This window comes from Methylomonas sp. LW13 (assembly GCF_016865255.1).
GTDB lineage: Bacteria > Pseudomonadota > Gammaproteobacteria > Methylococcales > Methylomonadaceae > Methylomonas.
The window spans coordinates 321,881-335,228 of sequence record NZ_CP033381.1 but is presented as its reverse complement, the minus strand read 5'-3'; the positions used below and the strand labels follow the sequence as shown (position 1 = coordinate 335,228).

12 protein-coding genes are annotated in these 13,348 nt (G+C 45.2%); 5 read left to right on the top strand and 7 right to left on the bottom strand.

All coding sequences use genetic code 11. The annotated features are described in order from the left end of the window. Nucleotides 1-2: 2 nt before the first annotated feature. From JL719_RS01445 to JL719_RS01420, 7 genes are all read right to left on the bottom strand, one after another. The gene (locus JL719_RS01445) at nucleotides 3-1,253 is read right to left on the bottom strand and encodes a glycosyltransferase family 4 protein (protein ID WP_084153387.1); all 1,251 of its coding nucleotides are present in this window, start codon (nucleotides 1,251-1,253) and stop codon (nucleotides 3-5) included. Between the two features lie 46 nt (nucleotides 1,254-1,299). Beyond that, nucleotides 1,300-2,391 carry a glycosyltransferase family protein gene (locus JL719_RS01440; protein ID WP_033158202.1) on the bottom strand — a complete coding sequence of 364 codons (1,092 nt, stop codon included), beginning with the start codon at nucleotides 2,389-2,391 and terminating at the stop codon, nucleotides 1,300-1,302. Between the two features lie 2 nt (nucleotides 2,392-2,393). Next, entirely contained in the window at nucleotides 2,394-3,878 is a 1,485-nt protein-coding gene (locus JL719_RS01435; protein ID WP_203531403.1) for a lipopolysaccharide biosynthesis protein, read from the bottom strand. 285 nt (nucleotides 3,879-4,163) lie between these two features. Beyond that, on the bottom strand, nucleotides 4,164-5,156 hold the full coding sequence (locus JL719_RS01430) for an acyltransferase family protein (RefSeq protein WP_165385906.1): 993 nt from the start codon (nucleotides 5,154-5,156) through the stop codon (nucleotides 4,164-4,166). Between the two features lie 103 nt (nucleotides 5,157-5,259). Then, nucleotides 5,260-5,664, bottom strand: a complete 405-nt coding sequence (locus JL719_RS01425) for a VanZ family protein (RefSeq protein ID WP_033158205.1) — start codon at nucleotides 5,662-5,664, stop codon at nucleotides 5,260-5,262. 105 nt (nucleotides 5,665-5,769) lie between these two features. Then, a complete protein-coding gene (locus JL719_RS24260; RefSeq protein ID WP_256438946.1) occupies nucleotides 5,770-5,892 on the bottom strand; it encodes a hypothetical protein in 123 nt (40 codons plus the stop codon). 567 nt (nucleotides 5,893-6,459) lie between these two features. Beyond that, the gene (locus JL719_RS01420) at nucleotides 6,460-7,881 is read right to left on the bottom strand and encodes an undecaprenyl-phosphate glucose phosphotransferase (RefSeq protein ID WP_033158206.1); all 1,422 of its coding nucleotides are present in this window, start codon (nucleotides 7,879-7,881) and stop codon (nucleotides 6,460-6,462) included. A 301-nt stretch (nucleotides 7,882-8,182) separates the two neighbouring features. Between JL719_RS01420 and pyrF the strand changes: the two genes are divergently transcribed. From pyrF to JL719_RS01395, 5 genes are all read left to right on the top strand, one after another. Continuing rightward, nucleotides 8,183-8,908 (top strand): orotidine-5'-phosphate decarboxylase, encoded by a 726-nt coding sequence (gene pyrF / locus JL719_RS01415; protein WP_033158207.1) that lies wholly within the window; start codon nucleotides 8,183-8,185, stop codon nucleotides 8,906-8,908. Nucleotides 8,909-9,147: 239 nt separating this feature from the next. Further along, complete coding sequence (locus tag JL719_RS01410) at nucleotides 9,148-9,495, top strand: endonuclease domain-containing protein (protein WP_033158208.1); 348 nt, start codon at nucleotides 9,148-9,150, stop codon at nucleotides 9,493-9,495. Between the two features lie 608 nt (nucleotides 9,496-10,103). Further along, the gene (locus JL719_RS01405) at nucleotides 10,104-10,658 is read left to right on the top strand and encodes a shikimate kinase (RefSeq protein WP_020484322.1); all 555 of its coding nucleotides are present in this window, start codon (nucleotides 10,104-10,106) and stop codon (nucleotides 10,656-10,658) included. Beyond that, the gene (gene aroB, locus JL719_RS01400; protein WP_033158209.1) at nucleotides 10,630-11,712 is read left to right on the top strand and encodes a 3-dehydroquinate synthase; all 1,083 of its coding nucleotides are present in this window, start codon (nucleotides 10,630-10,632) and stop codon (nucleotides 11,710-11,712) included. Before JL719_RS01405 ends, aroB begins: the two co-directional genes overlap by 29 nt. Further along, entirely contained in the window at nucleotides 11,702-13,342 is a 1,641-nt protein-coding gene (locus JL719_RS01395; RefSeq protein WP_033158210.1) for an AAA family ATPase, read from the top strand. The genes aroB and JL719_RS01395 overlap by 11 nt, the downstream gene beginning before the upstream one ends. Nucleotides 13,343-13,348 lie beyond the last annotated feature (6 nt).

The following is a 13,348-nucleotide window of genomic DNA, read 5'->3' as shown; positions in this document are numbered from 1 at the left end:
CATCAACAAACTAAATCAGACAAAACACCACGATATACTGCAATAGTGTTATTTGCATTCACCTCAGAATTGTATGTTCGCTGTGTATTTATATACATTGCTTCTATTTTATCTTTATTGTCAGAGGAAAGGGCTAACTCCAACTGTCTAGCCCATTCCTCGGTGTCACCGGGCTTGGCTAGATAACCTGCCTGACCGTTTAACACCATTTCTCTGGTACCATCAATATCACTGGTAATAACTACCGTTTTCATCGCCCCCGCTTCCAGTATAGGGCGAGCGAAATGCGGCTCGGTAAAAGGGGCAGCGACAATATCAACCTCCGCTATATAGCTTGCAATATCAAAAATAATACCAGGAAAGAACACCCTGCTTTGCAACTCATAAACGTCAATAATTTTTTGCAGCTCGACCCTTAGATTCTTTTTACCGGCCAATAAACGCAATAAACTCTTAATCTTGCTCTTATTTGCTTGTTGTTGACCTTCACCGAAAAACACCAAGACGCTACTAGGAAACTTTTTGCTTATTTTCGCAAATGCCTTCATCAGCGTGAGCGCTCCTTTGGCCGGGGTATTCCAACCAAGAATGGCAATAATTTTTGTTTCAGCCGGAACATCTAATTTGCTACGCAAATTTACCGGAACAACATTTTCATAATTAAATTTATCAAAACTTACAAAGTTTGGTATCACTATGCCTTTTGCTCCTGGCGAAACTCTATTGATTTCCGATTCGCACAACCCAATCACCACGTCACTGCATCTCGTTATTATTTCCCTTAAAACTCTATAACGTAGTTTGAAATTGCCGTATTCCAAAAAATCCCTCATATGCCAAACCAAGGGTATTCCTGACGTTTTTGTTGCTATCCCTTCGGCTATCAATACAGTTGAATTCAGATGCACTATATCAGGTTTCTCTTCCAACAATATCTCTTTCATCCGATAATATGTAGGAACCAACTTTAAGTAGTTTTTTAAATACGGCTTTAAATCGTGATAGAATTTAAAAGACATAGGATTCAAATTTTGATTTACGATTGTACAGTGCGGCAGCTTTCCTAAGCCCTTATCAATAACACATCTAATTCCTGCGGCTTTGTAGTAATCTACAGCAGGTCCAGTTTCAACAAAATAAACAACAACTTCATATTGTCGACTAACGTATTCAAGCAGATAAAAGAGACTCATTGTAGCGCCACCGTTTACTGCAGTATGATGAATATAAAGAATTTTTTTTTGTTTCGACATAATTATGTTTTGATATTGTTGCTGGCATTAAACATTAAACTCATTGCTACTTTGCAAAAAAATCGGTTATCGGCTCCGGGAAAGGCGCATTCAGATGCTTATGCGCCCAAACCCCTTCCAATGTTGAGATGAGTATTTCCATTCTATGACGTTGTGTGTGATTTTTTCGCACATACTCGGCAGCAGTCCGGCCAAGCTCCATTCTTTGCTGATCGGGCATTGACAACAACCATTTTATTTTATCAACCGCTTCATTAGCGGTTTTAAAATAATGGCAATGTTCTCCATCTTTCAAAATATGCTCGAATTTTGGAGAATATCCGGAAACATAAGGTATGCCAGTAGCTATGGTATTAAAAGGCCTATTGGAATCGTAATATTCGATGTCGCTAAACTGAGGGATCCCTATAGCTACCTTAGAATTATTGTACGCATCAATTTGTTGGAAAAAGCCAATAGGCCCTCTTGAACAGGAAAACTTTTCCCAACCTCGCCCATATAATGCGAATTTACTACCAAACTCTTCTTCCAACAATTTTATTAATATAGGTCTATTTTTTGCACCTGGTGCTGACGCGAATGGCCTTCTTGATTTCCATCTGTTTGCTATCATAACCAGTTCGTTTTCTTTTTCTTGCTGATTGCTAATCGGCTGATTGAAACTAATATGATCATAGGCCGCAGGAAGGAGATAGACATGTTTTGCGCCTTTCGCTTTAAGGTAATCAGCCATTCGACCTAAGCCCTGATTAAAACAAACATCAGTATATTTAACCTGCATTAGAAGGGACTTTGGATACGGAACCACCCAGAAGTTTCCAAACGGATCTCCATTTTCATTACATATTGCGGGCTTAGCTGGTAAGTCTCTCATTTTACGCAGCATTTCTTCATCTAGCGGCCCCCCATACCAAACGCCTTGCCAATATATTGCATCGGCTTGAAAGTCTCGTGCCAGTTCATATATTTTCTCACACATTAATTTCCAACCATTATTCCGGCCGTAAATCACATAAGAAAATATTTCCAGGGCTTCAAGCCGCCCTTCTTCAACCATATCAGTAAAAATCTTGCGCCTTGCGGGTTGATCGCCTTCTTTATCTTCAATCGGCAAATATAAAAGTCGTAGCTTTTTCATCTTTAATATCCCTTCTTTAAAACAGTTTTAGCTAATGTATTTAGCGTACCACTTGGTTGGCGAGTGATTAAAAAGCTGCGGATTATTTGTCGAACCCTCTTTGCAGGCCCAAAGATGATAAATGTTAAAAGCCCTGCGCCACCTACAGCGACTTCAATTGGCAATAATTGAAAAGCATTTACGCCCGAATAATAATGTGCAGTGAGATAAATCAACCCTCCCACCCAAGCGGCGCCCATCAATTGTGAAAAAATGATTTCAAAATGAACCCATGGCCTTATTTCAAGTCTTTTTCCAAAAACAAATAAGTATATAAAAAACCTTAACCAATAATACGTAGCCAAGGTTATCAGTATTAACTCTAACTTCTGCTGTAATGCAAAATACAGCATTATAGGAGCGGAAACCGATAATAATACTGTTTGGATTCTGATCTGTAGAGATAACGCGCCTATAGCACTGCAAGCAGTCGCTGCTACACTAGCAAGCATTTCTATAGGTACAAATAACGCCGATATTTGCACGAACATTACTGCGTTTTGCCAGTTTTGACCGAGTAAAACATCAACCAACTGTGGTGCGGCAGCAAACATTCCACCCGCAACGGGCACAAGAAAAAGCCCAGTTATTACTAAGCTTTTAATGTATAACTCACTAAATTGTTGTTTATCATGCTGGTGTTTCGAATACGCGGGCAGTAGAACCCCGGTTATCGAAACCAATAAATTATAGGAAGGCATGGATATTATATTTCTACTTCTGTTCCATATTCCGAGCTCCGCCGCGGGAAAATACTTCCCTATCAGCAGATGATCTATATTGGAGCCGATGAAGCTCATGAAGCTAGCTATAGAATATCCGCCACCGAAAGTTAGTATATGCTTGTAATCTGACACATTTAAATTAATCCTGAGCGAATGCCTCGTCTTGATATAGCTTGCGACAAACACAAACAAGAGCTGACTTAGATAGGCCATAGCCAGACTATATACCCCGTAACCATAATAAGCCATTAGCACACCTATCACGCCATTGCTGACTAAATAGCTAATGGACTCCACTATAGACAGGTACTTAAACTGCATATTTCTTTTTAATAGACCAATTGGCGTGGCGGACACGCCAATCAATATAAAACTTATAGCAACTATATTTATTACTGATACTAATTCCGGCGTATCAAAAAAGAGTGACAGAGGAGTTGCCAGACAATAAATAATTAAACAAAAAAATAATCCAGCGATTAAAGAAAACCAAAACGACGCCTGTATATCTGTATCTTTTATTTCCTTCTTCTGCTGAATTGCCGCTGAAAGACCGAAGTCTGAAAAATAACTACCAAACTTTATAGTCACTAGAGCTAAAGCCATTAACCCGAATTCTTCGGGCTTTAATAGCCTGGCCATTACGGCAAGCACAACTAACTGGGAGACACCTTTGAATAAGGCACCCAAATAATTCCATTTTATGCTATGTAATACACTCATTATATAAAATAACTCTATACTTTGAACCAATATGCCAACGTTATTTTCCGGCTCGCCCTTCATCAATTATGGAGCTATACCATTAAGAAAATCACAAAACGTACTTATTAAAATCAACTCAATAAAGCATCCTCTCCATTGCCTTATTTTATAGCAAATATTTATAGTCGAATATTGAAAAATAAAATCAAATAATCACCATTTCACTATCATTTACTATAATTAAATCACAAACTCTATATAGTGAGCATCAAATATTAAAACAATGACCATCCAAAAACCCCACTAATTTGTCACAGAGTTCAATAATGGCACATACCTAAAAATATATTTTTTCACAAAGACCGGACCACATACTCCAGCCAGCAGCAGAATAGGTGCTATTACTAAAAAATTAACCCCATCCCAAGAAGTAAACATTAAGACTATACCCTTTGCGAGGCCGATTAAGATTGTATTCATTAAGTAAATACTATAGGTATATTTACCCAAAACATCCCAAATGGAAACGATCTCCATAACCCGAAATCTCATTACCGCCTGCAATGCAGGCAAAGAAAAAAAACTTATAATTATTTTTGAAACTAATGGGGAAAAAAACACCACCGCAGAAAACGATAAAATGAATAGCACAACAAGATAATATCTATACTTATCAATAACACTTAAATACTCTTGGTACCGCTGAACAACAACAACACCTATCGCAAAAAACAAAAAATATTCGCAAAACCTATCCAGCATAAAAACATTAGATACAGGAATAAACTCAGCAATCAAACCCGCCAATAAAATAATTACCGGCCTTTTGATAAAAAACACTATAAATAATGGAAACACTATATACATTTCCATTAAAACATAGATAAACCAAAGCGAACCTCCTGCGCTTTGAGATGGAACTAATAGAAGGTTATATAGCTCGGAATATACCCCCCCCGGCAAACCATCAACATGCATTACCTTTGAAGAAGCCACCTTACCCACATAAATTAAAGCCCCAAATAAAACATATCCCGGCGCCAACCTCTTTAGCTTTCTAAAAATATACTTAAAGTAATCCTTACTATTTTTAATGCCCGGAAATGTATATGCCATTATTACCCCGGATATGAACATAAAAAATGGCATATGAAACTTATAGATATAAAACTTGAGAACCGCATACCACTCATTTCCAACAGGAGTGTCCGCTGCGACGATATGCCCCAATACAACAAGGAAAATTGCAAATCCTTTAGCTTTATCTATATCAACGAGTCTGTTTTTTTTATCCAAGTTTGTTAACCAGCCAGCCAAATATTAATGAAAAAACCGCTTAATTGTTTGATTTATAGCCTAATACTCATCATCCGAAACAAACCGACAATATCAGCTATTTTTAAAAAGTCACGCGACGCCCGAATTTACTTCTTGTAATCAATTTAAAAGAAATTAAAAACACAACAGCACCACTAATATCGGCCACCAAATCTAATAACTCAAAAGCTCTATTAGGATTGGATAGCTGATAAAGCTCATCAGCAAGACCAATAATTGTCACAATCAATAATGGCGTAATATATTTTGATAAGCCAGCCCCCGGATACAAATTAAAAGCAGCGCCACAAATCAATATTGCCAATACTCCAAATGCAAAAAAATGCGCGACTTTATCCAAGCCGGAAACTTCTCCCAATATTGGGGCTGGTGGCTGTGAAGACTCTGTGAATAGGATAGCTATCCAGACAATACTTAATAATATAAACACCACCGCCATCTTGTGATTATTTTTATATTTAGCCATTACATGGTTGTTTTGGAGGTTAGAATCGGGCAATAGCTGCGCACGCTAATGCCATGAAAATTCATGTGTTGTTGGCTTGCGCAATTCACGTAAGAATAAAAATTTTTATTTGGATGGTAAGTCATCCATCCTTTCCGTTTTGTTTAACTTCGCAAGGAAGGCTTCTTTTTCCTGCCATTCTTGCAATGCCGGGCGAAGTTTAAATTCGATGTCGTCTTGTTTATTCATAACAAAATAGGCGCCTGTTCCGCGATGAGATGACTGGGTTGTTGGTCCTGGTGTCCCCCGAGGCAAGCACTACATCAATACGCTGCTCGCCCAGGCTCTGCTTGGCTTAACCAAAAAGCGCAGTTTGGCATCCAGCGGCGATGTTTATTAGGCTATCAGCTTGCTGTTGGGTTATTTCCATGATTTAAATCCTTATGCTGCAGAGCCATATATTTACTTTGAATGACCTTGATTCATTTTTGGCCTCCACACCTATTTTCGATGTCTACTCGACACTCCTAAAGGAAGCACTGGGACTACACCAGAGCCCTCCTAACGGCTACGCCCTCAGTTATGCTTCATCTCCTGCTAGATGACTATATGGTGGAGCAGGATAAGACTGAGAGCAGTTTCCGAGAGGGCCAGGGCGAGGAGAATTATATTAAGCAAAGCTTTATTTGATCACCTCACCCTAGTCCTCTCCCTGGTGGAGAGGTGATTTATAGAGCCGCTCTGTATTCTAACCTTCTCATTTGTGCCCTGTGGACGGGACGGAAAAGGGACTGTTTGGCTTTTACGACATCCTTTTTAATAAGCCTGTTGCCCCACAAATCCCTTGAAAATAGTCAATATCACAATCTTTATATCCAAAATTACCGACCACTGGCGGATGTATTCCAAATCATGATGGATACGCCGCTCCATCTTATCGATGGTTTCGGTTTCGCCTCGGCAACCGCTGATTTGCGCCAATCCGGTGATGCCGGGTTTCATTTTGTGCCGCAACATGTAGCCTTGGATTTGTTTGCGGTAGTATTCATTGTGAGCCACCGCATGGGGCCGTGGACCGACCACGGACATGGTGCCGCTCAGTACGTTTAGAAACTGCGGCAATTCATCTAACGAGGTACGCCGCAAAAAGCTGCCTAGCGGCGTCACCCGGCTGTCGTTGGCGGTGGCTTGTTTGATGCTTTCACCATTTTCACACACCGACATTGACCGAAATTTCCACACTTCAATCTGCTCACCCTTCACGCCATAACGCATCTGTTTAAAAATGACCGGCCCCGGCGAGGTAAGCTTGATCGCAATGGCGATGATCAGCATCGGGATAGCGATAAGCGGCAAAATGATCGCACACAGCAACAGATCCTCAAGGCGTTTGGCGAAGCCATCCAGCGATGAATTTAAAGGCGTATCGAAGACGCTGACCACCGGAATACCTTTTACGCTGCTGAGTTTGGACTGCATCAGGTTAAAGGTAAAAAAGTCCGGGACTATATTTACCGACACCGTACTATCAGCCAATTCTCGGATCAGTTGGTTGATCCGCTTTTCTGCACGTAACGGCAATGTAATGTAGATATGATCGATTTCTCCGCGCTGCGCTCTTTCCAGTAGCTCTTTAAAGTCGCCAACGATGACGTCGACCATGTCTTCATCCTGCCTGCGCTGCTTGTTCTCGATGCGGTCGTCAAAAAAACCAACAAAGCTATAGCCCAGCCAAGGCATTTCAGTCAGCGCGGCATTTAGGCGTTTGCCTAGCGAATTGCCGCCCAAAATCGCGTAGTTACGGGTATTAAGCCCGTGCATCCGCAAGTAGGACAATGTCGAGCGGCGCAGCGAGTGCAGCATGATGATGCTGAGCGGCGCCAGCGGCAACCACAATTCCAGCACTTGCCGGGAGTATTCAAAACCCAGGTCAAATACGAAAAAACTGCTGGCAATCAGTGCAAAGGCCACTATCCACGACAGTAATATCCGCACGGCGTCGTCAAATAGGGGATCACCGCGCCAGCCGTGATAGATTTCTTGATGCTCGGCAAAAATACCGAACAGCACGGTACAGACAATAAATAAGCCCAGGTACTCACGGTCGAACGGCTCACCGTAAATGTGCAGCGAGACGTATAGCGTGATAAAAATCAACGCGGTATCCATCGCCCGCTTAATGCTCTGCAATTCCGGCTGTAGCGGCCTGATAAATCCTTTTGGGCGAAACTGATTCATATCAAATATACTGGTTAGCTTAATGAGTTGATCATTTGCCTGCCTGATTATAGGACTTTAAGCCAAGATTATTTCAGCTTAATGAAAGTTTAATGCTACACCGGCGGTGGCATGTAATCCGTTCGGTGCCTACAAGTTTTTCACGCATGCCGCTTCTTAGTGACATCGCAGGCGCAACAATTGTTAATTAAACACCAACTGAAAAATCAACGTTGCTTGTAAACCACTTTAGCAGGTCTTGCCAAGCTCACCAATAAAAACGCTACTCTTAACCCAGTAAACAGACTATTTCATAATCCTTATGACAGAATCTTTCATATCAAATAAAGCCATTCCAGTCCGCGACCGTCTGATCATGGCGCTGGATGTTTCCAGCATTGCAGAAGCGCAAGCTTTGGTCGAAGAACTGGGTGAAGCGGTGATTTTTTACAAAGTGGGCATGGAGCTATTCATGTCGGGTGATTATTTCGGATTTATCGAATGGCTGAAGGCCCGTGACAAAAAAGTGTTTGTCGATCTTAAATTCTTCGACATTCCAGCCACGGTGGGCAGGGCAATTAAAGCGCTAAGTAACAAAGGCGTGGATCTGGCCACTATCCACGGCAACGATTCCATCATGGAAGCAGCGGCAGCGGCTAAAGGCGACTTAAAAGTGCTGGCAGTTACCGCATTAACCAGCCTGGATCGCGGAGACTTGGACGACTTAGGCTTTCAATGCGATGTGCGCGACTTGGTGTTGTCACGCGCTAAGCGGGCGTTGCAAATTGGTTGCGACGGCATTGTTTCATCGGGTTTGGAAGTTGCCATGATTCGGGAGCTGTTGGGCGAAAAGTTGTTGGTGATTACTCCCGGCATCCGGCCGGTGGATAACCGCGAAGACGATGATCAAAAACGCGCGGTCAGTGTCGAGCAAGCGATTCAAAACGGCGCGGATTACATAGTAGTGGGCAGGCCTATCCGTGACGCGACTGACCGTAAAGCCATGGCGGAAAAAATTCAGGCACAGATTGCAGCGCAGTTTGCTTGAGTATTTGCGCCAAAGCTTTCTGGAATTTTATTCTCGGTATTTTTGCTTGAAGGGCAAAAAATTAAATTTGCCGGGGCTTTTAACTCCCCTCACCCCAGCCCTCTCCCAAGGGGAGAGGGGGAATACCGGTATTTTTGTTAGCTAGACTAAATTAGGATCGCCTCATCTAGCTCGGAAATATAACTCCCTCTCCCCCCGGGAGAGGGCAGGGGTGAGGGAATCCAAAAAAGGCTTTTGCAATGAAAGATTTGGCCCGTTCATTACGCAAAAATCAAACCGACGCAGAACGAGTGATTTGGCAACAGCTGAGTAATCGGCAATTGTTGGGCTGTAAATTTCGTAGACAACAGGTTATCGGCCCATTTATCGTTGATTTTGTTTGCTTGGAACCCAAGTTGGTAATTGAAGTTGATGGCGGGCAGCATGCCGAGCAACAAGAATACGATCAAAACAGAAGCCATTATTTACAGCGGCTGGGGTATCGGGTGCTGCGATTTTGGAATCATGAGGTTTTACAAAACAGGCTTGCCGTAATGGAAGTAATTCGTCTGGCTGTAATTGAGTTAAGAGAACCTGTAAAAACCTAGCCCCCTCTTAAAGAAGACTGGGATCAGGGAATTAAAATAGTTGATCCCCTCACCCTAGTCCTCTCCCGGAGGGAGAGGGGATGCTCCAACCTATTCGCTTTGGCCTGGAGAAGTAATAACGTCAATTCACCCCCTCTCCTGCTGGACGACTGCATGGATGCAGGATATAGGGCAACGCTGGGAGTAATTGCCGAGGGTTGCGGTGAGAAGAAAAAATCAATTAACTGCCGCCCTTCACCCAAACCCAATACCATTAAGTTAAAAACGACCAACCCCTCCTCCCTCCGGGAGAAGATTGGGATGAGGGTATCAAATAAATCTTTTGCCGTATTTATTCCCGCTAACCTTCTCCTGCTGGGGAAGGGAATGTTTCCCTAAACTTAATGACGCTGCATCCTAACCTTACCCCGTAAGTAAAGGGAATGCCCCTCTCCTGCTGGAGAGGGTTGGGGTGAGGAGAATAAAATCAATTAAATACAGGCCCTCCCACGGAGGAAGTGGGTATTTGTTGAGCCGCCCAAAAGCGGGTGTTCGGCATCTAAAATTTAACTCCCTGCAAAAAGTGGGCATAATGCTCCGGTTTTTAATGCGCGCAACCAGCCAATGCAATGAAACCAGCGGCAAACATCTACTTGATCGGCCTGATGGGGGTGGGTAAAACCACGATAGGCAAACAGCTTGCTAAAGCCTTGCAATGGCCGTTCTACGACAGCGATAGAGTCATCGAGGAATGCACCGGTGTTGATATTCCGACTATCTTCTCCTACGAGGGCGAGGAGGGTTTTCGGATGCGCGAGCAAACTGTTATCCGACATTTATCGGCGTTGCAAGGGATAGTGATGGCCACCGGCGGCGGCGCGGTATTAATGCCGGAGAATCGGGCGGCAATCAAGGAAAACGGCTTCGTCGTTTATTTGCACTGTTCGATAGATAAAATCCTGCATCGCACCAAACACGATACGCAGCGCCCGCTATTGCGTACCGACAACCCCAGGCAACGCCTGCAAACCTTGCTCGCGCAGCGCGACCCGCTGTATACGGAATGCGCCGATTTTAAAATCGACTCCGGCGTCCTGCCCACTAAAACCGTGGTTAAAACCATTTTGCAGCAATATCAGGCTGCCTTAGAAGATCATGAAAGAATTGCAAGTTGCACTAAATAACGACAGAAGTTACCCGATTTACATTGGCGCCGGCTTGCTGGCCCAAACGGCACTGTTGACCAAGCATATACGCTCCAAGCAGGTATTGGTCGTCAGCAACGAGACTATCGCCCCGCTTTACTTAGGCCAATTGCAAACGGCATTGGGCGATTATCAAGTCGAAACGGTGATCCTGCCAGACGGCGAGCAATACAAAACGCTCCAATATTTGGAGAAAGTCTTCGATCAATTGCTCGCCAAAAAATTTAGCCGCAACGCCACTTTAATTGCCTTGGGTGGCGGCGTGATCGGCGACATGGGTGGCTTTGCGGCGGCTTGCTATCAACGCGGCATCGCCTTTATCCAGATCCCCACCACTTTGTTGGCCCAAGTCGATTCCTCGGTCGGCGGCAAGACCGGCGTGAACCATCCGCTGGGTAAAAACATGATAGGCGCGTTTTATCAACCGCAATGCGTCATCGCCGACGCAGACGTGCTGGATACTCTTGACGACAGGCAGTTATCGGCTGGCCTGGCGGAAGTCATTAAATATGGCCTGATTCGCGACCCCGGCTTTTTAGAATGGCTGGAAGCGAATATGCCGAAATTGCTGGCGCGCGATAAGGACGCATTGGCTTATGCGATTGAGCGATCCTGCATCAATAAAGCCGAAGTGGTCGGCGAAGACGAATTTGAATCCGGCGTGCGCGCTACTCTAAACTTGGGCCACACCTTCGGCCACGCTATCGAAACCGGCAGCGGCTACGGCCACTATCTACACGGCGAGGCAGTGGCTATCGGCACCTGCTTTGCCGCCGATTTATCGCGGCGCCTGGGCTGGCTAAACGATGTCGACGTCGAGCGAATTATCGCCATTTTCAAGGCCGCCAATTTGCCCGTCACGCCACCGTCGGAAATGACGACCGAGCAGTATGTGGATTTGATGGCCGTGGATAAAAAAAATGTCGACGGCAAAATTCGGGTGATTTTGTTGGAAGCGGTCGGCAAAGCCTCACTCCCCGTCAACGTCGATCTGACGCAATTACAAGCAACCTTGAACGGCTATGCTGGATAACGACGATCTGACCTACAGCTACCAAAAACGCTCGGTGGGCAACAATGCCGAACGGGCCCTGATCACGCTGGAGCGCTCGCAAAAACTGGATTTGCTGCTGCACTTGCTGGCCAATTTGCAGCAATCTCTGATCGTTTGCGGCCCGGAAGGCATCGGTAAAACCACTTTATTGGAGACTGTCAGGCAAAATCGTAAGGATATGTGGGAGGTCGTGTTGCTGCCGGCCTCGCCAGACTCCAGCTTCGAAAGTCTGATTAACGATTTATTACGCGGCCTGAACATCGCCAAAGCTTCGGCTTTCGATCTAAGCGCGTTGCGCGATAAATGTGCCAGGCAAAAAGTGGTGCTGCTGATCGACGATGCCGGCAATTTGGTACCCGGCCTGATGACGATGCTGATCGAATTTGCCGACTCGCTACTGGGCTTGCGGCTGGTGTTGGCGATGAATCACGATCAATTCCACATCAAAAGCGGTACCGACAAATTGGTGGAGGAGTGCCATTTCATCGAACTGCCGCCGCTCAGCAAAAAACAATGTGGCGAATATTTACAAAATCTGTCGGCGCAACCGGGCGCAGTGGTGTCGTTTAACGCCATCAGCGACAGCCTGATCGAGGATTTATATCGCGCCAGCAACGGCATCCCCGGCAAAATACTCGCGCAATTGCCTAAATTCGCTCATTCCCAAAGCCATAAACGCAGCAAACTGGGCTTATGGCTCGCAATCGCCGGTGTGCTAACCGGAGCCGGCTATGCGCTGAAATCTTTATTACCGCCGGATCTTGTCACAGGGCAAATCGCCGGCAACCTGCCTATTGCGGTTACAACCGAAAAGGCCGACAAAGCTGCCACCGAAAACACAAGCGCTCCGCAGCCGACACCCACTCCGACAGTCGAAACCGTCCTGGCACCGCCGCAGATCGCTCCACCACCCGAGCCCAAAGCGCCGGAACCGTCACCGACAATCGTGTCTGCCGCCCTCAGCCCGGCAAACAATACAGTGGAGTCAAGCCATGCACTGATCGAAGCCGAAGCGACCGGCCAAGCTCCGCTCCGCTCTGCCGACGCTGAATCGATAAATAGTTCAACAACACCCAGCCCGAAATTACCGAACAAACCGTCGCCCGAGACCCTAAGCACGCAGCCAAGCACTCAGAGCATTGCTGCCGACAAGCAGACGGCGCCCGCGAAAGCACCAAACCCTGAGCAAGCCAAGCCCGAGCAGCAAGCTGAAAAACCGTCGCCAGCCAACTCTGCGCCGACCGAGGAGATAGCGCCGGTTGCTGTGCCAACCCCGGCTAAACCCGTCGAACACAAACCCGCCAAACCCGCCTTCGAAGGCAGCGATCAGGACTGGATCATGGCGCAACCAGCCAACAACTTCACGCTGCAAGTCATGGTGCTGTCCACTAAAGATGCGGCACTACGTTTTCAAAAAAAATACGCCGATTACCGCGACGGCCTGAAGTTCTACCCCATCAAACAGGGCGAACAGGAAAAATACGTGGTAATTTACGGCTCTTTTCAATCTGCCGCCGAAGCGATACAGCTTAAAGCCGTTATGCCCGGCGAGTTTAAGCAGGCCATGGAAAAACGCTTCCGGGCCGTACAAAAAGAAAGCCGCCGCTGATTCTCA

Coding starts and splice junctions, on each gene's coding strand:
- JL719_RS01410 (WP_033158208.1), top strand. CDS start 9,148: ATGAAAGATTTGGCCCGTTCATTACGCAAAAATCAAACCGACGCAGAA.
- JL719_RS01425 (WP_033158205.1), bottom strand. CDS start 5,664: ATGGCTAAATATAAAAATAATCACAAGATGGCGGTGGTGTTTATATTA.
- JL719_RS01435 (WP_203531403.1), bottom strand. CDS start 3,878: ATGAGTGTATTACATAGCATAAAATGGAATTATTTGGGTGCCTTATTC.
- JL719_RS01445 (WP_084153387.1), bottom strand. CDS start 1,253: ATGTCGAAACAAAAAAAAATTCTTTATATTCATCATACTGCAGTAAAC.
- JL719_RS01440 (WP_033158202.1), bottom strand. CDS start 2,391: ATGAAAAAGCTACGACTTTTATATTTGCCGATTGAAGATAAAGAAGGC.
- JL719_RS01420 (WP_033158206.1), bottom strand. CDS start 7,881: ATGAATCAGTTTCGCCCAAAAGGATTTATCAGGCCGCTACAGCCGGAA.
- pyrF (WP_033158207.1), top strand. CDS start 8,183: ATGACAGAATCTTTCATATCAAATAAAGCCATTCCAGTCCGCGACCGT.
- JL719_RS01405 (WP_020484322.1), top strand. CDS start 10,104: ATGAAACCAGCGGCAAACATCTACTTGATCGGCCTGATGGGGGTGGGT.
- aroB (WP_033158209.1), top strand. CDS start 10,630: ATGAAAGAATTGCAAGTTGCACTAAATAACGACAGAAGTTACCCGATT.
- JL719_RS24260 (WP_256438946.1), bottom strand. CDS start 5,892: ATGAATAAACAAGACGACATCGAATTTAAACTTCGCCCGGCATTGCAA.
- JL719_RS01395 (WP_033158210.1), top strand. CDS start 11,702: ATGCTGGATAACGACGATCTGACCTACAGCTACCAAAAACGCTCGGTG.